Annotated in this window: 23 protein-coding genes; 17 read left to right on the top strand and 6 right to left on the bottom strand. The window is 59.2% G+C overall.

Annotated elements, in window-relative coordinates; genetic code table 11:
- The first annotated feature begins 96 nt into the window (after window positions 1-96).
- From gltB to gspM, 16 genes are all read left to right on the top strand, one after another.
- Window positions 97-4,542 (top strand): glutamate synthase large subunit, encoded by a 4,446-nt coding sequence (gene gltB / locus AC1DIH_RS02210; RefSeq protein ID WP_477770436.1) that lies wholly within the window; start codon window positions 97-99, stop codon window positions 4,540-4,542.
- A gap of 33 nt (window positions 4,543-4,575) precedes the next feature.
- Window positions 4,576-5,994 (top strand): FAD-dependent oxidoreductase, encoded by a 1,419-nt coding sequence (locus AC1DIH_RS02205; protein ID WP_477770435.1) that lies wholly within the window; start codon window positions 4,576-4,578, stop codon window positions 5,992-5,994.
- A 240-nt stretch (window positions 5,995-6,234) separates the two neighbouring features.
- A complete protein-coding gene (hemE, locus tag AC1DIH_RS02200) occupies window positions 6,235-7,302 on the top strand; it encodes a uroporphyrinogen decarboxylase (RefSeq protein ID WP_477770434.1) in 1,068 nt (355 codons plus the stop codon).
- A gap of 537 nt (window positions 7,303-7,839) precedes the next feature.
- Entirely contained in the window at window positions 7,840-9,309 is a 1,470-nt protein-coding gene (gene gbpA / locus AC1DIH_RS02195; protein ID WP_477770433.1) for an N-acetylglucosamine-binding protein GbpA, read from the top strand.
- Window positions 9,310-9,394: 85 nt separating this feature from the next.
- Complete coding sequence (locus AC1DIH_RS02190; RefSeq protein WP_477770432.1) at window positions 9,395-9,913, top strand: cytochrome b; 519 nt, start codon at window positions 9,395-9,397, stop codon at window positions 9,911-9,913.
- Window positions 9,914-10,480: a type II secretion system protein N gene (locus AC1DIH_RS02185; RefSeq protein ID WP_477770431.1), complete on the top strand. Its 567-nt coding sequence runs from the start codon at window positions 9,914-9,916 to the stop codon at window positions 10,478-10,480. It begins immediately after the preceding gene.
- Window positions 10,481-12,379 (top strand): type II secretion system secretin GspD, encoded by a 1,899-nt coding sequence (gene gspD, locus AC1DIH_RS02180; RefSeq protein ID WP_477770430.1) that lies wholly within the window; start codon window positions 10,481-10,483, stop codon window positions 12,377-12,379.
- Entirely contained in the window at window positions 12,376-13,857 is a 1,482-nt protein-coding gene (gene gspE, locus AC1DIH_RS02175) for a type II secretion system ATPase GspE (RefSeq protein ID WP_477770429.1), read from the top strand. Before gspD ends, gspE begins: the two co-directional genes overlap by 4 nt.
- 3 nt (window positions 13,858-13,860) lie before the next feature.
- Window positions 13,861-15,072, top strand: a complete 1,212-nt coding sequence (gene gspF / locus AC1DIH_RS02170) for a type II secretion system inner membrane protein GspF (protein ID WP_477770428.1) — start codon at window positions 13,861-13,863, stop codon at window positions 15,070-15,072.
- A gap of 3 nt (window positions 15,073-15,075) precedes the next feature.
- Window positions 15,076-15,531 (top strand): type II secretion system major pseudopilin GspG, encoded by a 456-nt coding sequence (gspG, locus tag AC1DIH_RS02165; RefSeq protein WP_477770427.1) that lies wholly within the window; start codon window positions 15,076-15,078, stop codon window positions 15,529-15,531.
- A gap of 3 nt (window positions 15,532-15,534) precedes the next feature.
- The gene (gene gspH, locus AC1DIH_RS02160) at window positions 15,535-16,002 is read left to right on the top strand and encodes a type II secretion system minor pseudopilin GspH (RefSeq protein ID WP_477770426.1); all 468 of its coding nucleotides are present in this window, start codon (window positions 15,535-15,537) and stop codon (window positions 16,000-16,002) included.
- Window positions 15,995-16,387 carry a type II secretion system minor pseudopilin GspI gene (gene gspI / locus AC1DIH_RS02155; RefSeq protein WP_477770425.1) on the top strand — a complete coding sequence of 131 codons (393 nt, stop codon included), beginning with the start codon at window positions 15,995-15,997 and terminating at the stop codon, window positions 16,385-16,387. The genes gspH and gspI overlap by 8 nt, the downstream gene beginning before the upstream one ends.
- A complete protein-coding gene (locus AC1DIH_RS02150; RefSeq protein ID WP_477770424.1) occupies window positions 16,377-16,925 on the top strand; it encodes a type II secretion system protein GspJ in 549 nt (182 codons plus the stop codon). The genes gspI and AC1DIH_RS02150 overlap by 11 nt, the downstream gene beginning before the upstream one ends.
- Window positions 16,922-17,785, top strand: a complete 864-nt coding sequence (locus AC1DIH_RS02145; RefSeq protein WP_477770423.1) for a type II secretion system protein GspK — start codon at window positions 16,922-16,924, stop codon at window positions 17,783-17,785. The genes AC1DIH_RS02150 and AC1DIH_RS02145 overlap by 4 nt, the downstream gene beginning before the upstream one ends.
- Entirely contained in the window at window positions 17,782-18,879 is a 1,098-nt protein-coding gene (gene gspL, locus AC1DIH_RS02140) for a type II secretion system protein GspL (protein ID WP_477770422.1), read from the top strand. Before AC1DIH_RS02145 ends, gspL begins: the two co-directional genes overlap by 4 nt.
- Window positions 18,876-19,343: a type II secretion system protein GspM gene (gene gspM, locus AC1DIH_RS02135; protein WP_477770421.1), complete on the top strand. Its 468-nt coding sequence runs from the start codon at window positions 18,876-18,878 to the stop codon at window positions 19,341-19,343. The genes gspL and gspM overlap by 4 nt, the downstream gene beginning before the upstream one ends.
- Before the next feature lie 10 nt (window positions 19,344-19,353).
- Here gspM and AC1DIH_RS02130 read toward each other — a convergent pair whose 3' ends face one another.
- On the bottom strand, window positions 19,354-20,598 hold the full coding sequence (locus tag AC1DIH_RS02130; RefSeq protein ID WP_477770525.1) for an MFS transporter: 1,245 nt from the start codon (window positions 20,596-20,598) through the stop codon (window positions 19,354-19,356).
- 152 nt (window positions 20,599-20,750) lie between these two features.
- On the opposite strand from AC1DIH_RS02130, the gene AC1DIH_RS02125 reads away from it, so the two are divergent.
- Window positions 20,751-21,647: a LysR family transcriptional regulator gene (locus AC1DIH_RS02125; RefSeq protein ID WP_477770420.1), complete on the top strand. Its 897-nt coding sequence runs from the start codon at window positions 20,751-20,753 to the stop codon at window positions 21,645-21,647.
- Between the two features lie 465 nt (window positions 21,648-22,112).
- Here the strand turns inward: AC1DIH_RS02125 and queC are convergent, their stop codons facing one another.
- From queC to AC1DIH_RS02100, 5 genes are all read right to left on the bottom strand, one after another.
- Complete coding sequence (gene queC, locus AC1DIH_RS02120; protein WP_477770419.1) at window positions 22,113-22,808, bottom strand: 7-cyano-7-deazaguanine synthase QueC; 696 nt, start codon at window positions 22,806-22,808, stop codon at window positions 22,113-22,115.
- Window positions 22,809-23,031: 223 nt separating this feature from the next.
- Window positions 23,032-23,310 (bottom strand): DUF6953 family protein, encoded by a 279-nt coding sequence (locus tag AC1DIH_RS02115; protein ID WP_477770418.1) that lies wholly within the window; start codon window positions 23,308-23,310, stop codon window positions 23,032-23,034.
- Window positions 23,307-23,651, bottom strand: a complete 345-nt coding sequence (locus tag AC1DIH_RS02110; RefSeq protein WP_477770417.1) for a (2Fe-2S) ferredoxin domain-containing protein — start codon at window positions 23,649-23,651, stop codon at window positions 23,307-23,309. The genes AC1DIH_RS02115 and AC1DIH_RS02110 overlap by 4 nt, the downstream gene beginning before the upstream one ends.
- Window positions 23,652-23,670: 19 nt before the next feature.
- A complete protein-coding gene (locus AC1DIH_RS02105; protein WP_477770416.1) occupies window positions 23,671-24,567 on the bottom strand; it encodes a DMT family transporter in 897 nt (298 codons plus the stop codon).
- A complete protein-coding gene (locus AC1DIH_RS02100) occupies window positions 24,567-25,337 on the bottom strand; it encodes an iron-containing redox enzyme family protein (RefSeq protein ID WP_477770415.1) in 771 nt (256 codons plus the stop codon). Before AC1DIH_RS02100 ends, AC1DIH_RS02105 begins: the two co-directional genes overlap by 1 nt.
- Window positions 25,338-25,394: the final 57 nt, after the last annotated feature.

The raw sequence follows: 25,394 nt of genomic DNA, 5'->3' as shown, positions 1-25,394 counted from the left end.
CCCCCGCAAAGCTGGCGTACGTTCGGCGTGGAAGGTAACTGGCTGAATTGAAAAGAAATTTGTCTCGATAAGAGGCAGCCTGGTGAGAAAGTGTCTATGAAAGCAGGTCTGTACCAACCAGATGAATTCAAGGATAACTGCGGTTTCGGCCTGATAGCCCATATGCAGGGCGAACCCAGTCATACCCTGTTGCAAACGGCCATTGAGGCCCTGACCTGCATGACCCACCGCGGTGGGATCAACGCTGACGGCAAAACCGGCGACGGTTGCGGTCTGCTGATGCAAAAGCCCGACGTGTTCCTGCGTGCCATCGCCCAGGAAACGTTTGGTATTGAATTGCCCAAGCAATACGCCGTGGGCATGGTGTTCTTCAATCAGGACCCGGTAAAAGCCGAAGCGGCTCGCGAGAACATGAACCGCGAGATCCTGGCGGCCGGCCTGCAACTGGTGGGTTGGCGCAAAGTGCCGATCGACACCAGCGTTCTCGGCCGTCTGGCGCTCGAACGCCTGCCGCAGATCGAACAAGTGTTCATCGGCGGTGCTGGCCTGAGCGATCAGGACATGGCCGTCAAGCTGTTCACGTCCCGTCGTCGCTCGTCCGTGGCCAACGCCGCCGACCTCGACCACTACGTCTGCAGCTTTTCCCACAAGACCATCATTTACAAAGGCCTGATGATGCCGGCGGACCTGACCGCCTTCTATCCGGACCTCAGCGACCAGCGCCTGCAAACCGCGATCTGCGTGTTCCACCAGCGCTTCTCCACCAACACCCTGCCGAAATGGCCGTTGGCTCAACCGTTCCGCTTCCTGGCGCACAACGGTGAAATCAACACCATTACCGGTAACCGTAACTGGGCCCAGGCCCGTCGCACCAAGTTCACCAACGATCTGATGGATCTGGACGAACTCGGCCCGCTGGTCAATCGCGTGGGTTCCGACTCATCGAGCATGGACAACATGCTCGAGCTGATGGTCACTGGCGGCATTGACTTGTTCCGTGGCGTGCGGATGATCATTCCGCCTGCGTGGCAGAACGTCGAGACCATGGACGCCGACCTGCGCGCGTTCTACGAATACAACTCGATGCACATGGAACCGTGGGACGGCCCGGCCGGCGTGGTAATGACCGACGGTCGTTACGCGGTGTGCCTGCTCGACCGTAACGGTCTGCGCCCGGCGCGTTGGGTCACCACCAAAAACGGCTTCATCACCCTGGCCTCGGAAATCGGTGTCTGGAACTACCAGCCTGAAGACGTGATCGCCAAGGGCCGCGTTGGCCCGGGTCAGATCTTTGCCGTGGACACCGAAACCGGTCAGATCCTCGACACCGATGCCATCGACAACCGCTTGAAGTCCCGTCATCCATACAAGCAATGGCTGCGCAAGAATGCCCTGCGCATCCAGGCGACCATGGAAGACAACGACCACGGTTCGGCGTTCTACGACGTCGATCAGCTCAAGCAATACATGAAGATGTATCAGGTCACGTTCGAAGAACGTGATCAGGTGCTGCGTCCGCTTGGCGAACAAGGCTATGAAGCCGTTGGCTCCATGGGCGACGACACGCCGATGGCAGTGTTGTCCCAGCGTGTGCGTACGCCGTACGACTATTTCCGCCAGCAGTTCGCGCAGGTCACCAACCCGCCGATCGACCCGCTGCGTGAAGCCATCGTCATGTCGCTGGAAGTCTGCCTCGGTGCCGAGCGCAACATCTTCCAGGAGTCGCCGGAGCACGCCTCGCGCGTGATCCTCAGCTCGCCGGTCGTTTCGCCGGCCAAGTGGCGCTCGCTGATGAACCTCGATCGCCCGGGCTTCGAACGCCAGGTCATCGACCTCAACTACGACGAGGCGCTGGGCCTTGAAGCCGCAGTGCGCAACATCGCTGACCAGGCCGAAGAAGCCGTGCGTTCCGGGCGTACCCAGATCGTGCTGAGCGACCGTCACATCGCCCCAGGCAAACTGCCGGTTCACGCTTCGTTGGCCACTGGCGCGGTGCACCACCGCCTGACCGAAAAAGGCCTGCGTTGCGACAGCAACATCCTGGTCGAGACCGCCACCGCACGCGATCCGCATCACTTCGCGGTGCTGATCGGCTTCGGCGCTTCTGCGGTTTATCCGTTCCTGGCTTACGAAGTGCTGGGCGACCTGATCCGCACCGGTGAGGTGCTGGGCGACCTCTACGAGGTGTTCAAGAACTACCGCAAAGGCATCACCAAAGGCCTGCTCAAGATCCTCTCGAAGATGGGCATCTCGACCATCACCTCCTATCGCGGAGCACAACTGTTCGAAGCGATCGGTCTGTCCGAGGAAGTCTGCGACCTGAGCTTCCGTGGTGTGCCGAGCCGCATCAAGGGTGCACGTTTCGTCGACATCGAAGCCGAGCAGAAGGCCTTGGCTGCTGAAGCCTGGAGCCCGCGCAAGCCAATCCAGCAAGGCGGTTTGCTGAAGTTCGTCCACGGTGGCGAATATCACGCGTACAACCCTGACGTGGTCAACACCCTGCAAGCTGCTGTGCAGCAGGGCGACTACAGCAAGTTCAAGGAATACACGGCGCTGGTGGACAACCGTCCGGTGTCGATGATCCGCGACCTGTTCAAGGTCAAGACCCTTGGGACGCCGCTGGATATCAGCGAAATCGAACCACTGGAATCGGTGCTCAAGCGCTTCGACTCCGCGGGCATCTCTCTCGGCGCATTGTCGCCGGAAGCTCACGAAGCCCTGGCCGAAGCCATGAACCGCCTCGGTGCGCGTTCCAACTCTGGCGAAGGCGGTGAAGACCCGGCGCGTTACGGCACCATCAAGAGCTCGAAAATCAAGCAAGTGGCCACCGGCCGTTTCGGTGTAACCCCGGAATACCTGGTCAATGCCGAAGTGCTGCAGATCAAGGTCGCGCAGGGCGCCAAGCCCGGCGAAGGCGGTCAACTGCCAGGCGGCAAGGTCAACGGTCTGATCGCCAAGCTGCGCTATGCAGTGCCGGGCGTGACGCTGATTTCGCCACCGCCGCACCACGACATCTATTCGATCGAAGACTTGTCGCAGCTGATTTTCGACCTGAAACAAGTCAACCCGAAGGCCCTGGTCTCGGTGAAACTGGTAGCGGAAGCCGGCGTTGGCACCATCGCCGCTGGCGTGGCCAAGGCCTATGCCGACCTGATCACCATCTCCGGTTACGACGGCGGCACCGGCGCATCGCCGCTGACCTCGATCAAGTACGCGGGCGCTCCGTGGGAACTCGGCCTGGCTGAAACCCACCAGACCCTGCGCGGCAACGACCTGCGCGGCAAGGTTCGGGTGCAGACTGACGGCGGCCTGAAAACCGGCCTCGACGTGATCAAGGCGGCGATTCTCGGCGCTGAAAGCTTCGGCTTCGGCACCGCGCCAATGATCGCCCTGGGCTGCAAATACCTGCGCATCTGCCACCTGAACAACTGCGCTACCGGCGTGGCGACTCAGAACGAAAAACTGCGCAAGGACCACTACATCGGTACGGTCGACATGGTGGTGAATTTCTTCACCTATGTCGCTGAAGAAACCCGTGAGTGGCTGGCGAAGCTGGGCGTGCGCTCCCTCGAAGAGCTGATCGGTCGTACCGATCTGCTGGAAGTCCTCGAAGGTCAGACCGCCAAGCAGCAACACCTGGATCTGACTCCGCTGCTGGGCAGCGATCACATCCCGGCAGACAAGCCACAGTTCTGCCAGGTAGACCGCAACCCGCCGTTCGACAAAGGCCTGTTGGCCGAGAAGATGGTCGAGATGGCCACTTCGGCGATCAACGACCTGAGCGGCGCCGACTTCGCTCTGGATATCTGCAACTGCGACCGTTCGATCGGTGCGCGGATCTCCGGTGAAATCGCGCGCAAACACGGCAACCAGGGCATGGCCAACGCGCCGATCACCTTCCGCTTCAAAGGGACGGCCGGTCAGAGCTTCGGTGTATGGAACGCCGGTGGCCTGAACCTGTACCTCGAAGGCGATGCCAACGACTATGTCGGCAAAGGCATGACCGGCGGCAAACTGGTCATCGTTCCGCCGAAAGGCAGCGTCTACAAAACTCAGGACAGCGCCATTATCGGCAACACCTGCCTGTATGGCGCCACCGGCGGCAAGCTGTTCGCCGCCGGTACTGCGGGCGAGCGTTTCGCGGTGCGTAACTCCGGTGCCCACACCGTGGTGGAAGGCACTGGCGATCACTGCTGCGAGTACATGACCGGTGGTTTCGTCTGCGTACTGGGCAAGACCGGTTACAACTTCGGCTCAGGCATGACCGGTGGTTTCGCCTACGTGCTCGACCAGGACAACAGCTTCGTTGACCGGGTCAACCACGAACTGGTAGAGATCCAGCGGATCAGCGGTGAGGCGATGGAAGCCTATCGCAGCCACCTGCAACGCGTGCTGAACGAATACGTCGAGGAAACCGACAGCGAGTGGGGTCGTAACCTCGCTGAAAACCTCGATGACTACTTGCGTCGGTTCTGGTTGGTCAAGCCAAAGGCTGCCAGCTTGAAATCGTTGCTTTCCAGCACCCGTGCCAACCCGCAGTGATATGCGCCTGAAGAGTTTGATGAGGTTTTAACAATGGCTGAACGTCTGAATAATGACTTCCAGTTCATCGAGGTCGGGCGCAAGGATCCGAAGAAGAAACTGTTGCGTCAACGCAAGAAAGAGTTCGTGGAAATCTACGAACCCTTCAAACCCCAGCAGTCGGCCGACCAGGCCCACCGCTGCCTGGGTTGCGGTAACCCGTATTGCGAATGGAAGTGCCCGGTGCACAACTTCATTCCCAACTGGCTGAAGCTGGTGGCCGAGGGCAACATCCTCGCCGCCGCCGAACTGTCGCACCAGACCAACACCCTGCCGGAAGTCTGCGGCCGCGTGTGCCCGCAGGACCGTCTGTGCGAGGGTGCGTGCACCCTTAACGACGGCTTCGGCGCGGTGACCATCGGTTCGGTCGAGAAGTACATCACCGACACCGCATTCGCCATGGGCTGGCGCCCGGACATGTCCAAGGTCAAGCCGACCGGCAAGCGTGTCGCGGTGATCGGTGCAGGCCCTGCCGGCCTGGGCTGTGCCGACGTGCTGGTGCGCGGCGGCGTGACCCCGGTGGTGTTCGACAAAAACCCGGAAATCGGCGGTCTGCTGACCTTCGGCATCCCCGAGTTCAAGCTGGAAAAGACCGTGCTGAGCAATCGCCGCGAAGTCTTCACCGGCATGGGCATCGAGTTCCGCCTGAACACCGAAATCGGCAAGGACGTGAGCATCGAGCAACTGCTCGAAGAATACGATGCCGTGTTCATGGGCATGGGCACCTACACCTACATGAAGGGCGGCTTTGCCGGTGAGGACCTGCCGGGCGTCTATGACGCGCTGGACTTCCTGATTGCCAACGTCAACCGCAACCTGGGCTTTGAAAAGTCGCCGGAAGATTTCGTCGACATGAAGGGCAAGAAGGTCGTGGTACTGGGTGGCGGCGACACGGCGATGGACTGCAACCGCACCTCGATCCGCCAGGGCGCCAAGTCGGTGACCTGTGCCTATCGTCGTGACGAAGCGAACATGCCGGGCTCGCGCAAAGAGGTGAAAAACGCCAAGGAAGAAGGCGTGAAATTCCTCTACAACCGCCAGCCAATCGCTATCGTCGGTGAAGACAGGGTCGAAGGTGTGAAGGTGGTCGAGACCCGTCTCGGCGAGCCGGACGCCCGTGGCCGTCGCAGCCCCGAGCCGATCCCGGGTTCCGAGGAAATCATCCCGGCCGACGCCGTGGTCATCGCCTTCGGTTTCCGTCCGAGCCCGGCGTCGTGGTTCGAGCAGTTCAGCATCCAGACCGACAGCCAGGGCCGCGTTGTAGCCCCGGAACAAGGCCAGTACAAGCACCAGACCAGCAACCCGAAAATCTTCGCCGGTGGCGACATGGTGCGTGGTTCTGACCTGGTGGTGACGGCGATCTTCGAAGGCCGTAATGCGGCGGAAGGGATCCTGGATTACCTGGGCGTCTGATCAGACGACACAAAACCCTGTGGGAGCGAGCCTGCTCGCGATAGCGGTGGATCAGTCAACAGAGATGTTGAATGTGAAGCCCTCATCGCGAGCAGGCTCGCTCCCACATTGGTTTCAGGGTGTTGCGCAGAGTGTGTTCCAGCGCGACAAATTGACTCGATAGACAAAAGGTGCGGCGCTTGCCGTGCCTTTTGCGTCGCGCTCTGAGAAAATGCCCGCACTTTTTTTCCGGATGCCGACATGACTGCCCTGAAGAACGACCGTTTCCTTCGCGCCCTGCTCAAGCAACCCGTAGACGTCACCCCTGTGTGGATGATGCGTCAGGCCGGTCGCTACCTGCCGGAATACCGCGCCAGCCGTGCCAAGGCCGGTGATTTCATGAGCCTGTGCATGAATCCTGCGTTCGCTTGCGAAGTCACGATGCAGCCGCTCGACCGTTATCCACAGCTGGATGCGGCGATCCTCTTCTCCGACATCCTGACCATTCCCGATGCCATGGGCCAAGGCCTGTACTTCGAAACCGGCGAAGGTCCGCGCTTCAAGAAAGTCGTCAGCACCTTGGCCGACGTAGAAGCACTGCCGATTCCTGATCCACAGAAAGACCTCGGCTACGTCATGGACGCGGTCAGCACCATTCGCCGCGAGCTCAACGGCCGCGTGCCGCTGATCGGCTTCTCCGGCAGCCCATGGACCCTGGCCACCTACATGGTCGAAGGCGGCTCGTCGAAAGACTTCCGCAAGACCAAGGCCATGCTCTACGACAACCCGCAAGCCATGCACCTGCTGCTGGATAAACTCGCGCAGTCGGTCACCTCCTACCTCAACGGCCAGATCATGGCCGGCGCGCAAGCGGTGCAGATCTTCGACACCTGGGGCGGTAACCTCTCGGCAGCTGCGTACCAGGAGTTCTCCCTGGCCTACATGCGCAAAATTGTCAGCGGTCTGATCCGCGAGCACGAAGGCCGCAAAGTGCCGGTCATCCTGTTCACCAAAAACGGCGGCCTGTGGCTGGAAAGCATCGCCGACGCCGGTGCCGATGCCCTGGGTCTGGACTGGACCTGCGACATCGGCGAAGCCCGCCAGCGTGTCGGCAACAAAGTTGCGCTGCAAGGCAACATGGACCCAACCGTGCTCTACGCCAAGCCCGAGGCCATTCGCGCTGAAGTTGGCCGCATCCTTGCCAGCTACGGCAAAGGCAGCGGCCATGTGTTCAACCTCGGCCATGGCATCACCCCGGAAGTCGACCCGGAGCACGCGGGCGCCTTCTTGCGTGCGGTGCATGAGCTTTCAGCGCAATACCATCAGTAATTCATAGCAACTTGCCTGGCCTCAGCGCCAGGCAGGTTTTGCGCCCTCGATAATCCATACTCACTTCCTCAGACCGTCCTGGCTGTTGGCGTTTGCTTGCCTGTCATATTGACGTTTTTCTTTGGCGGCGGATGTGCGAGTTGTTTACTCTTGTGCAGCCTTTACGCGCTGAATATTTAAGAAATATCTCGCCTCTATGTAAGGCAATATTACCTTTCTTGTCCGATTAGTTGGATTGCCGATATTCCCTGCCTGATTATTAGAATTGTCCTACATAGAATAAAAGTCTCTGGCGGTAAAGTGCCATTCTCAAATTTTTCAGCACGACCTGTATGGCAAGCATGTCATAAAACTACCGTGGCATTACTACTGTGTAAGCGTTAGTTGCTGGTGTTCAGTAATACTGTTTTTACAGGATGCTTGCATAAGCTCGAGGGAAGTGTTGGGGGGTGTGGGGTGCGATAAGGATTTGTAAGGCTTCGTCGAGTTGATGTGGGCTTGCAAGTGATTCTTAATGATTAAGTCGGAACTAATAATATGAAAAACACTATTTCCAAAGGGGGTGCATTAACAGGATGTGCTTCCTCGCTGACGCTGTTGGCGGCATTGTTGTCTTCACAACATGTTGCCGCTCATGGCTATTTGAATGAACCACCCTCCCGTGCTTTTCTTTGCCAGAAAGGTCTGAACAAAGACTGTGGTGGCGCACAGTACGAACCGCAAAGTGTGGGTGAAACTTTCAAAGGTTTTCCGAACGGTGTGGGTGGCGCTCCGGGTCAAGGCCCGATTGACGGCAAGATCGCCAGTGGCGGTATTGCACTGTTTTCCGCGGTCGATGCTCAGTCCGCTACTCGTTGGCATTTGACTGAAATCAAGGACCGTTCGCTCGATTTCGACTGGAAATACACCGCCGCTCATCCTGCCACCAAGCATGAGTACTTCATTACCAAAAACGGCTGGAACCCGAATGAGCCGCTCAAACGCGCTTCTTTCGATACCACGCCATTTTGTTTTGTCGACGGCGGTAATGTTCTGCCGGTTTCCGGGGACAAACACGCTTGCGTGATTCCGGATGACAAGACCGGCCACCATGTGATTCTCGGTCTATGGACCGTCGGTGATACCGCTGCGGCGTTCCACAACGTCGTTGACGTCAACATTCTTGCCGAGGCCGCATTGCCTGGCGGCTGGAACTCTGTTGGCGCCATCACCCCTGCAACCACCCTGATTGCCGGGGACAAGGTCAAGGCCCGCGCCTTTACCCATAGCGGTGAAAGCGCACAGTACAGTGTCGAGATCACCGTCGATAACGCTGATGAAGGCAAACCGCAGAACTGGTCGTTCAAGTTGGCCGAGCAGATCAACAAGACCCAGACGTTGATAAAAGCCGGCATTCGCGATGAGCAAGGCAATATCGAGCCGGTCAAAGGCGTGAACAAGCTGTACGCCCAGAAAGAAAGTGGCATCACCCGTTATGAAGTGGCGCTGGACATGCAGGAGGATACCGACGCTCGCATGGAGTTTGGTGGCCTGGCGCCAGAGCATGAACTGGTGAAAGGTGTTGGCAAGGTCGCGGTCCCGGTCGTCAACAACCGCACGATGACCATCGAAGCGACCATTTTCGATGACAGCAACAAGCAAGTGGGATTCACCCGGCAACAGGTGGCGGCACAGAGCAACACTGTACTGAATATCGATGTACGTTCTGCACCGGGCAAGCATGGCGTGAAGCTGGTGGGCACCACGGAAGACGGTCGTACCACTCGCCAAGCCTTCGAAGAAACCAAGTTCACCGGCGAGGGCGGTGCGCAAGAGTACGACTTCGAGTTCCCGAACAATGTCCGCGACTACACCGCAGGGACCAAGGTGCTGCAGTCTAAAAACGGTTTGGTTTATGAGTGTAAGCCATTCCCTTATTCGGGTTATTGCATTCAATACAGTGAAACGGCACAAGGTTTCGAGCCAGGTTACGGCAGTGACTGGACGATGGCCTGGGATCAAAAATAAGTTGATCTGACACTGCCCCGGGTAATCCTGATTTTTGATTGCCCGGAGTGGTGAGCTCTCAATGTTATTGGGTGAGTGCGTTCAAATGAAAACTTCATCGTATACGAAGTTGCAAAAATTTCTGCACTGGCTTTCTGCTGTCGTTATTATCTGGGCACTGGCCAGTGGTTTTTATGTGTCGCTGTTTGAAGTGGACGTGTCGGTCAAGGAATGGGTGGCCTTTGTTAATGTGTCGTTGACAACCGTATTTTTGCCTTTTTTCGCTTTAAGACTTTATCTTTCTTCGAGTGGGCACCGTTCTGGTACTGGACGATATCGGACGGTGAACGAAGTGTTGGCGTTATGTGTGCATCGGCTTATTTATCTGGTCGTTAGTGTGGTGTTGGTGACGGGTGTGCTCATGATGGACCGTGCCATTAATATATTTGATCTCTTTTCTATTCCTCAACCTTTGGAAGACCCTTACTGGATTCTACTGTTTCTGACTGTTCATGTTTGGGCGTGTCTCGTACTGGCCGTGTTGATTGCCTTGCACATTACCGCTGTCATCAAACATGAAGTATCGGGACGCCGTGTGCTTATAAACATGTGGTTTCACCGCTGAATGGGCAAGCCATTGACGCTGGACTCTTTATTCACGGCCATGTCCACAGGCTGGCCGATGCTGCTGGGGGCCATCCTGTGGGTATTGCCGATGGTGTACGGCGTTTACCTGTTCGCCAGCGAACAGGCGTTGCGTGATGAATGGCTTGTGCTATCCGAGCGGCCGGTACGGCTGCCACCGGATACGCAACCGATGCCTGAATTCAACCCTGACGCTATCGCGACGGTGATGGGGCTGGCCACGCAAACGGCAACACTGCGCAGTGCTGAACCGCTGACCTTGCGCGCCAGTTTTGTCTCCAGCACCGGGCTTTCGCGGGCGTTGCTGGCGGGTGCTGACGGTGAACGTTTGTATCAGGTCGGCGACAGCTTGCCCGGCGGCAGTGTGCTGCGGCGGGTTGAAGTGTCCAGGGTGGTGCTGTGGCGCAAAGGTCGCGAGGAGTTGCTGGCCCTGCAACCCACTACCGAGCGCAGCTTGTTGACGATCAAACCTGCCGACACCCGATCCGATCCCGCACCTGCCCTTATTCACTTTCGGCCAACCGCTGATTTGCCAAAGAGTCACTGAATGAACCGCTCGAATTGTTTTCGCACCTACGGCGCACTGCTGCGCGCCCTGGGCATTGCAGTCCTGTTGCTCCCGGGTTGGGTAGCGGCTGAAGAACAGCGTTGGCAACTGGCGATGAACAACGCTGAACTAAGGGACATCGTTGCCGAAATGTCGTCGATTCTGGACACGACCGTGATCCTCGACCCCAAGGTTCAAGGGCGAATCACGGTCATGTCCGGAAAAGCGCTGGATCGCGAGGGTGTCCGACGGTTGTTCTATTCGGTGCTCGATGCTCACAACTTCACGGTGATCGATCAAGGCGACCGAATACTCATCACACCGGTTGCGGAAGCCAAGACCCGTGCCAGTCAGGGTGATCCGCGAACGTCTCGCGATGGACAGTTCGTGACTGAGGTCATCGCCCTCGGCGCAAGCTCAGCTGCCGACCTGGCCGGTCTGGTCCGGCCGCTGGTCTCGACCAATGGCTATGTCGGTCCGTCCGTCTCGGCCAACGCGTTGGTGGTCACTGATACCGCGAGCAATGTTCGGCGGATTGGGCAAGTGGTACGGCAACTTGATTCCGGGGCGAAAAATGCTCATACCATTGTTGTGCTACGCCATGGTCTGGCAGCCGATATCGCCACGGTGATGGAAGCGTCACTGGGTAAGTCCGGAGCCGAGGCCGGAAGCCTGGTGATTCCCGACCCCCGAGCCAATCGCCTGGTGGTTGTCGGGCCGCCGGTAGTGCGTGAGCGCCTGGTCCGGTTGGCCCGCTCGCTGGATATTCCGGCGACGACCAAACTCGATAACGCCCGAGTGATCCGTTTGCACCACAGCGATGCCAAGCAGTTGGCCGAGGTGCTGGATGCACTGGGGCAGGGGTTCAAGGCACAGTCGAGTAGCCGCGGTTCAAAAGAACCGGTATCGGCCGCGCCGGTCATGGTAAAGGCCGACGAACGCCAGAACGCACTGGTGATATTCGCCGATCCGGCGCAATTGCGGACGTTGGAGAACATTGTTCGTGAGCTGGACCAACCGCGTGCCCAGGTGCTGATTCACGCGGCCATCGTGGAGATTTCCGGTGACATCGTCGAAGCGCTCGGTGTGCAGTGGGGGTTGGACGGTGGGGGGGCGAAAGGGATCATCAACTTTCCGGGGACCGGGGTTCCGGTGCTCGGCGGGTTCAATTTCGACGACAAGAATCCGGCCCCGGAAGGTTCATTGCTGCGGCTCGGTGGCGGCAATTTTGGCGCACTGATTTCAGCGCTGGCCAGTAACAGCCGCAGCAACCTGCTGTCGACGCCGAGCCTGCTGACCCTGGACAACCAGGAAGCGGAAATCATCGTCGGCCAGAACGTACCGTTCAAGACCGGCTCCTACGCCACCAACAGCAGTGGCGCTGACAACCCCTTCACCACGGTTGAGCGCAAGGATGTCGGGATCAGCCTGAAGATTCGCCCGCACATCAACGAAGGTTCGATCCTGCGTCTGGAGGTCGAACAGGAGATCTCCGACATTGCGCCTTCGGTGTCCGGTGTGGATTCCTCCGACCTGATTACCAACAAGCGTGCCCTCAAAAGCACGATCCTCGCCAATGATGGCGAAATCATCGTGATCGGCGGCCTCATCAAGGACAGCGTTCGGACCCAGGAAAGCGGGGTGCCGGTGTTGCGCAGCATTCCTTATCTCGGTGCGCTGTTTCGCTGGACGAAAGACACCCAGACCAAAAGTAACCTGATGGTGTTTTTGCGCCCGACCATCGTGCGCACCCGGCAGGATATCGCCGAAATCAGCGAGGACCGCTACAAGGCCCTGCGGGATCTGAGTCAGCCGACGGCTCGCCAGAACCATTCGTTGTTACTGCCTGATGATCCGCATCAGCTGTTCGACGAGGCCCGTGAGCGCCGCGCCCCATGACGAGTCTGACGGGTTACAGCGAGCAGCTGCCATTCGGTTTCGCCCGGCGCTTGGGGGTGTTGCTGGAAGGTTCGGGCGAGGCGTTGAGCCTGTCGATCCGCAGCGATACGCCGCTGACTGCCCTGGCGGAAGTTCGGCGTGTGACGGGGCGTGATCTGCCTGTTCAAGTCCTTGAGCCTGCAATGTTCGCGACACGGCTGGCGAGCGCTTACGGCGTAGGTCAGAGCGCTGCCGAACAGGTCGCCCAAGGGCTGGACGAAGAACTCGATCTGTTGAGCCTGGCCGATCAGCTCCCGCAGACTGCCGACCTACTCGAACAGGACGGTGACGCGCCGATCATCCGGCTGATCAATGCGTTGCTCAGTGAGGCGGTGCGCGAAAAAGCCTCGGATGTTCACCTGGAAACCTTCGAGCAGTACCTGTTGGTGCGGATGCGGGTGGATGGGCAATTGCGTGAGGTGCTCAGACCCCGGCGTGAGTTGGCCAATTTGCTGGTGTCACGGATCAAGGTCATGGCTCGCCTCGATATCGCTGAAAAGCGCGTGCCGCAGGACGGTCGCATTGCGCTGCGCCTGGCCGGGCATGAGGTGGATGTGCGGGTCTCGACCCTGCCGTCAGCACATGGCGAGCGAGTGGTGTTGCGACTGCTCGACAAACAAGCCGGACGCCTCGACTTGCAGCGCCTGGGCATGCCGCCCGACACCCTGGCACGCTTTCAGCGGATTCTTGGCAGGCCCCACGGGATTTTCCTGGTGACCGGTCCCACCGGCTCCGGCAAGACCACCAGCCTGTATGCGGCGCTGGCCAGTCTCAACGACCAGACGCGCAATATTCTCACGGTGGAGGATCCGATCGAGTATCACCTGCCGGGGATTGGCCAGACGCCGGTCAATCCAAAGGTCGAGATGACGTTCGCCCGGGGCCTGCGGGCGATTCTGCGCCAGGACCCGGATGTGGTGATGGTCGGTGAAATCCGGGATCGGGAAACCGCCGAGATTGCTGTGCAGGCGTCGTTGACCGGGCACCTGGTGTTATCGACCTTGCACACCAACAGTGCAGTCGGTGCGGTCACCCGGTTGCTGGACATGGGCGTCGATGCCTACTTGCTGGCGTCGTCGCTGATCGGTGTGCTCGCCCAACGCTTGTTGCGAACCCTCTGTCCACACTGCAAGCAAACCTATGAAGCTGATGCTGTCGACTGCCAGAGCCTGGGCATTGCCGGCGACCGTACTGTGCGGCTATTCAAGGCCAACGGATGCGCCCGATGCCAACAAGGCTACCGGGGGCGGGTCGGTATGTACGAGTTGATCAGCATGAGCCCGACGCTGTCCGGGCTGGTTCATCAGGGCGCCAGTGAACAGGCGTTGGCGGACGAGGCGCGGACGCTGTCGCGCAGCCTGTTCCAGGACGGTCAGCGGCTGGTGCTTGAGGGTGTCACCAGTCTCGATGAATTGCTGCGCGTCAGCCAGGAGGACTAGCCGGTGCCGGGATTCGAATACCGTGCCCAGGACCGCAGCGGCCGTCAGTCCCGAGGTGTGCTGGAGGCCGACAGCCCACGGCATGCCCGACAGCTGCTGCGTGAACGGGGTTTGTTACCCAGTCATGTCGGCGAGGCGAAATATCAGGGCACTCGGGCGGGGATTTTCGCGAATGCCGTGAAGCTGAGTTCCGGCGAACTGGCGCTGCTGACGTTGCAGCTATCCACGCTGATCCAGGCCGGTCTGCCCCTCGAAGAGGCCTTGCGGGCCGTTGCGGCGCAGAGCGAAAAGCGCAAGGTCAACGCCTTGCTCTCAGCGGTGCGGGCGCGGGTGATGGAAGGTTATGCATTGGCGGCGGCGCTGGGTGGATTTCCCCGGGCGTTCCCCGAACTGTTTCGCGCCACCATCGCGGCAGGTGAGCGCTCCGGGCATCTGGGTCATGTGCTTGAACAGTTGGCGGCCTACACGGAGGCTCGTCAGGCGTCGCGCCAGCGAATTCAGCTGGCGCTGGTTTACCCGATGATTCTGATGGTCGCTTCGCTGGCCATCGTCGGCTTCCTGCTCGGCTATGTGGTGCCGGATGTGGTGAAGATTTTCGTCGACAGCGGTCAGCCGTTACCGCTGCTGACCCGGGGCATGATTCTGCTCAGCGACGGTCTGCGTCGTCATGGCCTGATTCTGTTGGGGCTGTTGTCGGTGTTGGTATTCCTGGGACGTTGGGCCTTGGTCCAGCCACCCCTGCGTGTGCGCTGGCACGCACAGGTGTTGCGTTTGCCGTTGTTGGGCGGAGTGTTGCGGGCCATGGAGGCGGCGCGTTTTGCCAGCACCCTGGCGATCCTCGGCAAAAGCGCGGTGCCGTTGGTCGATGCCCTGGAAATCGCCGCCGCGGTCATTGGCAACCTGACGATTCACACGCGCATGCGCGATGTTGCGCGTTCGGTACGTGAGGGCGGCACCCTGACCCATGGCCTGGAACAAGGCGGCGATATACCGCCGATGATGTTGCACATGATCGCCAGTGGCGAGCGTGCCGGTGAACTCGACAGCATGCTGGCGCGGGCCGCCGAGCAGCAGGAAAAGACCCTGGCAGCGCGCATCGCGCTGGTTGTGAGCCTATTCGAGCCGGTCATGTTGGTGCTGATGGGCGGCGTCGTGCTGCTGATCGTCATGGCCATTCTTTTACCCATTCTTAGCCTGAACCAACTGGTGAGTTGATCGATGAATCCTGTCCGTAATACTTCAGCCAAGCGTCAGCGTGGCTTTACCCTGATCGAAATCATGGTGGTGGTGGTCATCATCGGTGTGCTGGGCGCCATCGTCGTGCCGCAGTTCATGAGCCGGCCCGATCAGGCCAAGGTCACTGCGGCCCGCACCGATATCCTGGCGATCTCCACCAGCCTTGAAATGTACCGCCTCGACAACTTCAGCTACCCCACCACCCAGCAAGGGCTGGAAGCGTTGGTCAAGCGGCCGCTGGGTGCTCCGGTACCGAGAAACTGGAGTCCGCAGGGTTATCTCAAAAGTGTGCCGGTGGACCCTTGGGGAACGCCGTATCAGTACCTCAATCCCGGGGTGAATTCGCTCGATGGTGGCTATGACCTGTACTCCTTTGGCGCTGACGGTGTGTCCGGTGGCGAAGGCCATGGGGCAGACATCGGCAACTGGGGAGATTGACCGATGCGTCAGGCGTGCCGGGGTTTCACTCTATTGGAGTTGATGGTGGTCATGGTGCTGATCGGCGTGCTGTTGGGCATGGCGGGTCTGGCCATCGGCAATCACCCGGCGCGTCTGGCCCGGCAGGAGGCCAACGGTTTGATCCAGTTGTTGCAGACGCTACGTGAGCAGGCCGTGCTCGAGGGACGCGAGTATGGCCTTCGGCTGGAGCCCGAGGGTTATCAGGTGCTGAGTCTCGATGGCCAGGACTGGCGCCCGGCGGGCCGCGCTTATCGTTTACCGGAAGGCTTGCAGCTGCGTCTGGAGCGATCTGGCCAAATGTCGACGCTGGCGGGGCGTCCCGGTCAACCGCATCTGGTGTTGCTCAGCAGTGATGAAAGCACTGCGTTCACCTTGCACCTGCAAGCCGGTCAGCAATCGTTGATCAGCCTCTCCAGTGATGGTTTGAACGAGGCGGCCCTTGATGAGTAAGAGAAAGCCTGCGCCGCCGCGCCAGACACACCGCGGTTTTACCCTGTTGGAAATCATGATCGCGCTGGTTGTTTTTGCGACGTTGGCGGCGGCAGTGATGGCGGCCGGTCAATACGCCCTCAAGCAGAATGCTCGATTGGGGGAGCAGTTGTGTGGGACCTGGCTGGCTGACAATCACTTGAGCGAATTGCAGCTGGGGGCTGCACCGGCTCAAGGGCATGAATACCTGAGCCGACACTTCGACCGACGCGACTGGAGCCTGAGCCAGACCGTCACCCCGGTGGCCGATTCGCGTTTGCTGAAGGTCGAACTCAGCGTCAGCCGTTCAGGCAGCGATCAGGTCGTACACCGAACGACGGGTTGGATTGACGCCCGTGACGAATAAGCAGCATGGCTTCACCTTGCTCGAACTGGTGATCGCCATGGCGATATTCGCCTTGCTTGGCCTGGCCAGCTGGCGGCTGTTCGATGGCGTGGTCCGTGCTGAACGCAGCAGTTCATCCCATGAGCGCGACATGCGCGGGTTGCAACGCGCCATCGCCGTGATCGAGCGTGATGCCTTGCAGGTAACGGCGCAGCCTGTGGTGCTGCAGCAGAACGTTTTGCAGTTGCAGCGCGGCAACTGGCGGAATCCGTTGGATGAGCCGCGTAGCGAGTTGCAGAACGTTACTTATCGCCTCGACAAGGGGACGTTGTGGCGTGAAAGCCAACCCCCTGAGCAGCCGTTGGTGCAGCGGCAAAAACTGCTCACCGGGGTGCGCGAATTGCGGTGGCGACTCTATGACCAGCGCGGTTGGCGCAGCGAGAGAGCGCCCGGCGCCGGTAAGCCAGTCTCCGCGCCGAAGGCTTTGGAAATCACCTTTTCAACGGAACGCTTCGAGTCGATTCGCCGGGTCTTGCTGTTGCCTGGGAGCGCGTCATGAGTCGGCAACGCGGCGTCGCGCTGCTCAGCGTGTTGCTGGTCATGAGCCTGGCTTTGCTGCTGACGGGCGGGATGCTGCGCAACCATCGGTTGGTGGTCAAAAGTACCGCGCAACAGCTTCATCAGGTGCAACTGCGCCAACTGGGTTTTTCCGGTGAGCGCTGGGCCTTGCAGCGGTTGCGCCGCCCTGAGATGCAAGCGTCCCGCAGCGTCAATCTGGCGCAAGCGTGGGCGCAGGCCACGCCGCCGTTCGAGGTCGAGGGCGGGACGCTGCACATCCAGGTCGAAGACCTGGCCGCGCGTTTCAACCTTTCTGCACTGCTGGCCGGCGGGCAAGTCGAACCGCTCACGCAACAGCGTTGGGTGCGTCTGCTGGCCCTGCTGCAGATCCGCAATCCAGACCTCGAAAGTCTCGCAACCTCGCACTTCGGCGCGCTGACAGACCTCAGTCAATTGCGCGTGTGGCCGGGCGTCGACGGCGAGGTGATGCGGCGCTTGCAGCCTATGGTGGCCCTGCTGCCCAGGAACGCCAGCCTGAACATCAATACCGCGTCGGCGCAGCAACTGATGACACTCGACGGCATGAGCGAAACGTTGGCCCGGGCGCTGGTGCAACAGCGTCCGGCCGAGGGCTATCGTTCGGTGCAGGCGTTCGTCGAGGACCCTTTGCTCGCCGGGCTTGAGCTGGGCAGCCATGGTCTGGGGCTGGGCAGTCGCTGGTTTCGGATCACGGTAGACGTGGCCGTTGGGCAAAGCCGTCTGCAACTGGTCAGCGAAGTCGAACTCGACGCTAAAACCCGGCAGGTGAACGTCGTGCTACGACGGTTCCTCACCTCACTGACAAGCGAGGCCTCGTCATGAACACCTGGCTTTACCTCACCCCAGAAGGGGCGGTGCAACCTTGCGCGCAATGGCTCTGCTGCCTGGTCTCAGACTCGAATGAGCGGTCGCTCCTTTCGCTTGCCGATGCRGCCAAACAGTTATCAGGGCAGGCTGTCCATCTGGTGTTGCCGATGGAAATGTGCGGCTGGCTACGTACCGAAAAATGGCCCTCGCGACGTCGCCCTGACGCTCAGGCCATTGCGTTCGCCATCGAAGATCAACTGAGCGAAGACCTTGAGACACTGCACCTGAGCATCGGCCCGCGTGACTCACAGGGGCGCTATCCGGTGCTGTTACTCAACAAACAACGCTTTGCAGCGTTGCTCGCGCTGGTGGCTGAACTGGGAATTTCCGTCAGCACCGTACAGGTCGATGCCGACCGTTTACCCCATGATCAGGCCTATGGCGTGTGGTGGTTGGGGCGCTGGCTCCTCGGCGGCGCATTGGATGCTCGTCTGGCGGTGTCGGCGCACGGGTTGGCGACGATCAGTCCACAGCTGCCTGAGGCCATCTGCTGGCTGGACGAAGGGTTTGCAGCGCTGCACGGCCAGGCGGGGGCGGGGCCTGCGATCAACCTGCTGCACGGTGAGTTTCGTCGGGAGCGCCGGCGTTTTCCCTGGTCGACGGCACTGATCTCGGCTGCGTTGTGTTTCACCCTGGGGTGGGGAAGCACACTCGCGCGCAGCCACTTTTTCGAGGATCAGGCCCAACGCTTGTCTGACCAGAGCGAACAACGTTTCAGGGCCTTGTATCCGGAGCAGACACGTATCGTTGATCTTTCGGCGCAACTCAAGGCGCTGCAAAAACAAACCAGTGTCAGTGCACAGGACACGCAGATCGCCCGTTTGTTGAAGCTGACCGAGCAGGTGATCGGTGCAAGCAGTGTTGAAGTGCAACGCATCGAATACCGTGTCGGCGATGGTTGGAAACTGCAACTCACGGCAGGCAGTTTTGCCGAACTTGAACAACTGCGCGAGCGTGGCCAGAGCAGCGGATTGCCGATCAGTCTGGGCAGCGCAAGCAAGGTTCAGGACCGGGTCCAGGCGCAGCTGACATTGGAGAATCGCCCATGAAACTCAACACGCCGAAGCTGCCGGTCAGTGTGGCGCAGACCTGGAATCGGCTGGCGTTGCGCGACCGACGGGCACTGAGTGTCCTGGCGGTAGCGCTCGTTGCCGGACTGGCCTTCGTCGGGTTGTGGCAGCCATCCCAGCAGCGGCTGGCAGTGGCCGAGCGTTTGTATCAGCAGCGGCTGGTTCAGGCCGGGGAAGTCGCTCGCGCTCAAGCCCCCAGTGCTCGGGCCGCGGGGACTGCGCCCTTGTCCACACAACTCAGTGAACGCGCGATCACCGACGGCCTCGACCTGCAACAGTTGGAGGTGCAAGGCGATCTTCTGCGCCTGACGCTGCGCGGTGATGCGCGAGCGTTATTGGCCTGGCTGCATCGAACCGAACTGGAGGGCGCGACCTTGCAATCACTGACACTGGACAAGCAAGGTCAAGCGCTGGAGGCGCAGGTGGTCGTGCAGGGTTCCTGACGTGCAGGCCTCACGCCGGTTGGTTGTTTGGCAGCAATGGCAAGCGGGCCAGTTTCAACGCCACCAGCAGCGCAATCACCAGCAATCCACCAATGAACAGGCCGATACCGTTCCAGCCGCCCAGGTGCCAGAACACCCCGCCCGCCGTGCCGGCGATACTTGACCCGGCGTAGTAGCTGAACAGGTACAGCGACGAGGCCTGGCCCTTGGCTTTGGTCGCGCGACGACCGATCCAGCTGCTGGCCACCGAGTGCGCGGCGAAGAAGCCGAAGGTGAAGATCAACATGCCGATGATCACCAGCGGCAATGGCGTGAACAGGGTCAGTGCAAGGCCTGCGAGCATCAGCACAATGGTTGCCCACAGGACTTTGCGCCGGCCAAGCTTGTCGGCCAATGCGCCGATTTTCGCCGAGCTGTAGATGCCCGACAGGTAGACCACCGAGAGCAAGCCAACGAAAGCCTGATCCATGTGATACGGCTCGGCCAGCAGGCGATAGCCGATGTAGTTGAACAACGTGACGAACGCGCCCATCAGCACGAACGCTTCGAGGAACAACCACGGCAGCCCGGCGTCGCGAAAGTGCATGGTGAAACCGTCGAGCAAGCTACGCGGATGCATCGAGCGGGAGCGGAAGTTGCGCGACTCGGGGAGAATTTTCCAGAACACCGTCGCGGCAATCAACGCCAGTCCACCGATGATCAGCATCGCGGTGTGCCAGTTAACGAAGTCGATCAAGACGCCGACGATCAGCCGGCCGCACATCCCGCCAATCGCGTTGCCGCCGATGTACAGCCCCATCGCCAGGCCGATGTGCTGTGGATGAATCTCTTCGCTCAGGTACGTCATGGCCACCGCCGCCAGCCCGCTGAGGGACAGCCCGACCAGTGCACGCATTACCAGCACGCCCTGCCAGCTCGGCATCATCGCACTGGCTATGGTGCACAACGCTGCCGCGAACAGCGCCGCAACCATCACCGGTTTCCGGCCGATGCGGTCGGAAACCGGGCCGGTGATCAGCAGGCCGATGGCGAGCATCCCGGTGGCCACCGACAGGATCAGGCTGCTCTGCGCCGCGTTGATCGAAAATTCACGGGAAAACAGCGGCATCATCGGCTGCACGCAATAGAGCAGGGCGAAGGTCGCAAAGCCGCCGGAGAACAGCGCCAGCACCGTGCGCATGAACATCGGGGTGCCTTTTTCGATGTACACGTCATTGCGTTGGGCGACCCCATCATCCAGCGCAGCAGGCGGCAGTTCATGGGCGAGCGGAGCGACAGCAGTTTTCACGGGGGACCTCGGGAGAGCACGGCCAGGCAGGCAATGAAAAAATCATATAGCTGGCTAATGTTTCTATCCAATATATTGTTCGACCTGTTTGATAGGTTTAACGACCTAATGGAGTTTTCATGGAATTGCGCCATCTGCGCTACTTCATCGCCGTCGCTGAAGAACTGCACTTCGGCCGCGCCGCACAGGTGCTGGGTATCTCCCAACCGCCCTTGAGCCAGCAGATTCAGGTGCTGGAGCAGGAAGTCGGTGCACGTTTATTCGAGCGTACCAATCGTCGGGTCGAGCTCAGTGAAGCCGGTCGATTGTTTCTCGAAGAGGCTCGGCTGGTGCTGGCCCAGGTCGACAAGGCTGCCGACGTCGCCCGTCGAGCCCAACTTGGCGAGTTGGGGGAACTGAAGATCGGCTTCACCTCATCGGCACCGTTCAACTCGACGATCCCGCAGGCGATCTTCGCGTTTCGCCAGCGCTTCCCGGCCGTGCATTTGAACCTGCGGGAAATGAGCAGCACTCAGGTCGCCGAGGCGCTGGTGGATGAGTCGATTCAGGTCGGCATCATGCGGCCATTGCCACTGCCGGATTCGCTGGAGGTGGTCGAGTTGACGCGTGAACCCTTGGTGGCCGTGCTCAGCTCCAAGGACCCGCTGGTGATCGGCAGCGAGGAAGGGCTGTTTCTGTCGGCATTGGCCCACGAGCCTTTCGTGTTCTTCCCACGCAGCTACGGCAGCGGTCTATACGCACAACTGCTGAGCCTGGCACGCGACGCCGGGTTCAGCCCGCACTTCACCCAGGAAGCCGGCGAGGCCATGACCATCATCGGCCTGGTGGCGGCGGGGCTCGGGGTGTCGGTGTTGCCGGCGTCGTATCAGCGGATGCGCATCGACGGCGTGGTCTACCGCCCCTTGCTCGATCCGCTGGCGATGTCGGCGGTGTGGCTGGTGCAGCGTAAGGACCAGAAGTCGCCGATGGCCAAGGCGTTTGTCGAGTTGTTGACGCGTAAGGTTGAGGTGACGTAGCAGATACAGGGCGATGACAAGCTTAAGAGACTCCGGGGGCAACATATGACCTGTAGCAGCTGGCGAAGCCTGCGTTCGGCTTGGTCCGCGTTCGGGCGAAGCAGTCGTCAATCCTGCCTCCACGGTTAACCTGAAAAAACGTGACGTCTGATTTTACGACTGCTTCGCAGCCGAACGCAGGCTTCGCCAGCTGCTACGAATTGTGAACAGGCTTAACTGACTGGCATCCAGCCGAAAGGCGCCCTTTGTCGTATAAAAAACAGGCGATCCCACTGGGGTCGCCTGTTTTTTTTACGCCGAAATCTGCGCCTGTAATCGTCGACCGACGACATCCAGCAAATCGCAGCCATCGCGCAATGATGTCACCAACACCCGCGCCAGCTTCTGGCTGGAACCCAAACTGCATAAAAATAGGAGGGGAGGGTTCGCTGTTGATAACCCATTTTCCCTGCAGTACGTTGTCTTTTATAGCTCTAGTTTGACTTTTAGGCTGTTCATGATCCCTGTTTTATTCTTCAGAAACTCATTCAATCCTTTTGCACGAAGATTACAGGCGTCACAGTCGGCGCAGCCACTTCCTTGTATTCCGTTATAGCAAGACAGTGTGTGGTGACGAATCAAGTCCAGTTGGTTGTGGTAGTCGGCAAGGGCCCAGGTTTCCGCCTTGTTTAGCCACATAAGCGGCGTTTCAATGCGCAACTTATAGTCCATGCCCAATTCGATGGCGTTATTCAAAGCCTTTACAAATGCATCCCGGCAATCCGGATAGCCAGAAAAATCAGTTTCACAAACACCTGTAATTACAGTTTGAGCGCCCACTTGATACGCATAAATAGACGCCAAGGTTAAAAACAGAATATTCCTGCCGGGTACGAACGTGCTTGGCAGACCGTCCCCGGAACTGTCTGTGGTTGGGACTGGAATGTTGTCCCGGGTTAAGCTGCTGATGGCCAGTTCATTCAGCAATGAAACGTCCAGTACTTTGTGCACCGTCACGCCAAGCTTTTTCGAGAGCTGTTGCGCCACTTCAATTTCCGCACGATGGCGCTGGCCATAATCAAACGTAATGCAGTGTATTTCATCGTAGTGCGGCAATGCATGGATCAAGCAGGTTGTTGAGTCTTGCCCACCGCTGAAAACGATAACGGCCTTTTTAGTCATGGTTCATTCTTCCTTGGGATGTTCGGGGCACTGACCCTAGCGCGAAATTCAAATTCCTGCTGTGGGACGCTTCCGAAATTGTGTACTTCGCGTTCCGATGTTTCATTTTTTGCCAAGGTGTCATTAGTCCTTCAACCCCGGCAACGCCTGAACAGAGTGATTTGCACTCAGATACTACGCGAGGTCATGAATCCCGCCACATGGTATCCGTCGGGATAGCTTGTCAGCGGCTCACGCGTATGTCGGCCGGATCTTGTGCGGTTCTTGGCCTCCATAGTTGAAAGCTTCGGCTCCATACCACGTACTCAGCAGTCAGTGCTTTAAAGGCTTCGAGAATCGGCTTGTTCACCGCCCAGTTGCCGTGGCGATTTTGGTACACATGAGCTTCGCCGAACATCAGACGGATCTCCCGCGCGGCGACAGCTTGCGGCAGGTAGTCTTGTTTACGGTATTCGGCCAGCATCCATTGGGCGATGCGCATGTCTTCATCTGTCCAAGTCATGACGCGGACTCCCGCTGAGGCCCCTTGGGTGACAATTGCTGATCGGGATAAAAGAGGTGCTGATCGAGAATGCGTTCAACCTGTTGCGGCGTCTTGCACGAGAACCACAGGTTAGCTGGGTAAATCACCATGACCGGGCCGTGGTCGCAGCGGCCCAGGCAGCCCGATGCGTTGGCGCGCGATGTTCCTGGCTCACCCATTTTGGCGAGCTTGCGTTTTGCTGCGCTGAGCAATTCATGAGCGCCTGAGCCCGAGCAACTACGGCGGCCATCGGGGCGCAAGTTGGTGCAAATCAGCACATGGTGCTCGTAGGCCAACGTCGGACTTTCTGCGTCTTTCATAGGTGGTCACGACCGCTGTTCAAACTTCGTCGGCAGGAACCGCGACTTTCGATGGTTCCAGATTGAGGGCGAGTACGCTCATCAGCACAATGACCGTTCCGACGATCACCATGGCCGAAGGGCGTTCGCTCAGAACCAGTGAGGCCATCAACATGGCTGTGGGCGGTATCAGGTAAAGCGAAATGGAAGCGCGGCTCACATTGCTGTGCGCCAGTACGTATGCCCAGGCGAGGTACGCAAGGGCACTGGGGAAGATGCCCAGAATGAGTACCGCCAGGTTGGCCGAAGTTGAGGCATTTTGCGCTTCGCTCCACAGCCCTGGGGCATATACAAGCAGCAGTACGGTGCCCGACCAGATGGTGTAACACACCATCGTCAGCCCGTCATAACGATAGGAATGGCGTTTTTGCAAGGCGAAATACAGACTCCATGAAAACGCCGCCAGCAGGATCAGCAGCCCGTGTGCGTCCAGTTCACCAAAACCACGGTCTCCGGTGACTACCACAGCGGCGCCGAGCAGGCCGCACAGCACACAGATCCATTGCCAGCCGTTGACCCGGTCCTTGAACGCGAAATGCGCCAATAACGTGCTGAACAGCGGAGTGGATTGTGCCAGTACGCTGGCGGCCCCAGCGCTAACACCTCGTTGGCCGTAGTTGAGGGCTATGTGATGCAGGCTGACAGCAAAAAAGCCCAGTACCGCCAGCAGCGGCAGGTCTTTCAGGCGTGGCAGGGAAATACGCATCACTGATGCGACTCCGGCCATGAACGTTGAGGCGATGAGGAATCGCATCAGTGCGAGATGACCGGGTTCGTAAGCCTTTAGTCCGATGTGGATTCCAATGGGGGAATAGGCCCAGCAAAGAATGACAAAGATCGCCGCCAAAGCGACTTTTACGCTAGGCCTTGTATTCATCAAATCGTCATCTTGGGCGCAACACGACTTTGCGCGCTGGGCATGGCGTGAGCTATTCCGTTCCAGTACTGCTCAGTGATGACCAGGAAACGGTTGAACGAAGCGCGGACTTCCTCTATGTGCTGGTCGGTGGTGCATTCCTGTGTGGCGGCTTTCACGGCCTGTATTTTGTGTTCTTTTTCCGCATCCCCGATGTGGATGTAGAAATACTCGCAGTGCTCATGAAAGTTGTCGTTATTGGCATACAGGTGCTTATAGTTGCGCGCTCCTTCGTACAAACGGGTGAGCATCGAATAGGCCAGCCACTTTTGAGCCAACAATGTCCCGAGCACATGGAGCGGATTGTTGTAGCGGCCACCATCGGCGTACAGGCTCAACTGTTCGTGGATGAACATGCGGGTGCTTTTCAGCACAGGTAGAGCTGTGAGTTCGTCCATGCTGTACGGCCGATCAGCGAGACGGCTGAGAAGGTCAATCAGATAACTTTCCAGCAGGGCGAGGTGGGCCTTTTTCGGGCTGCCGTAGCCCATCTCGGAGTACAGATTTTTGACGATTTCGACCTGAGCATGCAGGTTGTCAGCGCCCAGAAATGACAGGGCGATCATGCGAGAGGTCAGTGCAGTGCGGGCCAGGTAGTTTCGGGCGAACACCTCAACGTCACCGAGGGAGAGTGTGCCTCCCATCCATCGTTGGTAGAACGTGTTATTCAAGGCTTTATGGGTGAACACGCTTTCGGCGAGGCACTGGATTTTGTGCTGCGATAACTCCATGAGAACTCCTGTTCATCGGGGAAATGAAGGCGCGATAGCATCCCTGCAATGTGCGCC

Source organism: Pseudomonas sp. 05N36, from assembly GCF_056397385.1.
This window is presented reverse-complemented; position numbering and strand designations above follow the sequence as displayed.

Excerpts from the sequence above, each read along its gene's own strand:
- gltB (WP_477770436.1), top strand. The coding sequence starts at position 97 with ATGAAAGCAGGTCTGTACCAACCAGATGAATTCAAGGATAACTGCGGT.
- AC1DIH_RS02205 (WP_477770435.1), top strand. The coding sequence starts at position 4,576 with ATGGCTGAACGTCTGAATAATGACTTCCAGTTCATCGAGGTCGGGCGC.
- hemE (WP_477770434.1), top strand. The coding sequence starts at position 6,235 with ATGACTGCCCTGAAGAACGACCGTTTCCTTCGCGCCCTGCTCAAGCAA.
- gbpA (WP_477770433.1), top strand. The coding sequence starts at position 7,840 with ATGAAAAACACTATTTCCAAAGGGGGTGCATTAACAGGATGTGCTTCC.
- AC1DIH_RS02190 (WP_477770432.1), top strand. The coding sequence starts at position 9,395 with ATGAAAACTTCATCGTATACGAAGTTGCAAAAATTTCTGCACTGGCTT.
- AC1DIH_RS02185 (WP_477770431.1), top strand. The coding sequence starts at position 9,914 with ATGGGCAAGCCATTGACGCTGGACTCTTTATTCACGGCCATGTCCACA.
- gspD (WP_477770430.1), top strand. The coding sequence starts at position 10,481 with ATGAACCGCTCGAATTGTTTTCGCACCTACGGCGCACTGCTGCGCGCC.
- gspE (WP_477770429.1), top strand. The coding sequence starts at position 12,376 with ATGACGAGTCTGACGGGTTACAGCGAGCAGCTGCCATTCGGTTTCGCC.
- gspG (WP_477770427.1), top strand. The coding sequence starts at position 15,076 with ATGAATCCTGTCCGTAATACTTCAGCCAAGCGTCAGCGTGGCTTTACC.
- gspH (WP_477770426.1), top strand. The coding sequence starts at position 15,535 with ATGCGTCAGGCGTGCCGGGGTTTCACTCTATTGGAGTTGATGGTGGTC.
- gspI (WP_477770425.1), top strand. The coding sequence starts at position 15,995 with ATGAGTAAGAGAAAGCCTGCGCCGCCGCGCCAGACACACCGCGGTTTT.
- AC1DIH_RS02145 (WP_477770423.1), top strand. The coding sequence starts at position 16,922 with ATGAGTCGGCAACGCGGCGTCGCGCTGCTCAGCGTGTTGCTGGTCATG.
- gspM (WP_477770421.1), top strand. The coding sequence starts at position 18,876 with ATGAAACTCAACACGCCGAAGCTGCCGGTCAGTGTGGCGCAGACCTGG.
- AC1DIH_RS02125 (WP_477770420.1), top strand. The coding sequence starts at position 20,751 with ATGGAATTGCGCCATCTGCGCTACTTCATCGCCGTCGCTGAAGAACTG.
- queC (WP_477770419.1), bottom strand. The coding sequence starts at position 22,808 with ATGACTAAAAAGGCCGTTATCGTTTTCAGCGGTGGGCAAGACTCAACA.
- AC1DIH_RS02115 (WP_477770418.1), bottom strand. The coding sequence starts at position 23,310 with ATGACTTGGACAGATGAAGACATGCGCATCGCCCAATGGATGCTGGCC.
- AC1DIH_RS02110 (WP_477770417.1), bottom strand. The coding sequence starts at position 23,651 with ATGAAAGACGCAGAAAGTCCGACGTTGGCCTACGAGCACCATGTGCTG.
- AC1DIH_RS02105 (WP_477770416.1), bottom strand. The coding sequence starts at position 24,567 with ATGAATACAAGGCCTAGCGTAAAAGTCGCTTTGGCGGCGATCTTTGTC.
- AC1DIH_RS02100 (WP_477770415.1), bottom strand. The coding sequence starts at position 25,337 with ATGGAGTTATCGCAGCACAAAATCCAGTGCCTCGCCGAAAGCGTGTTC.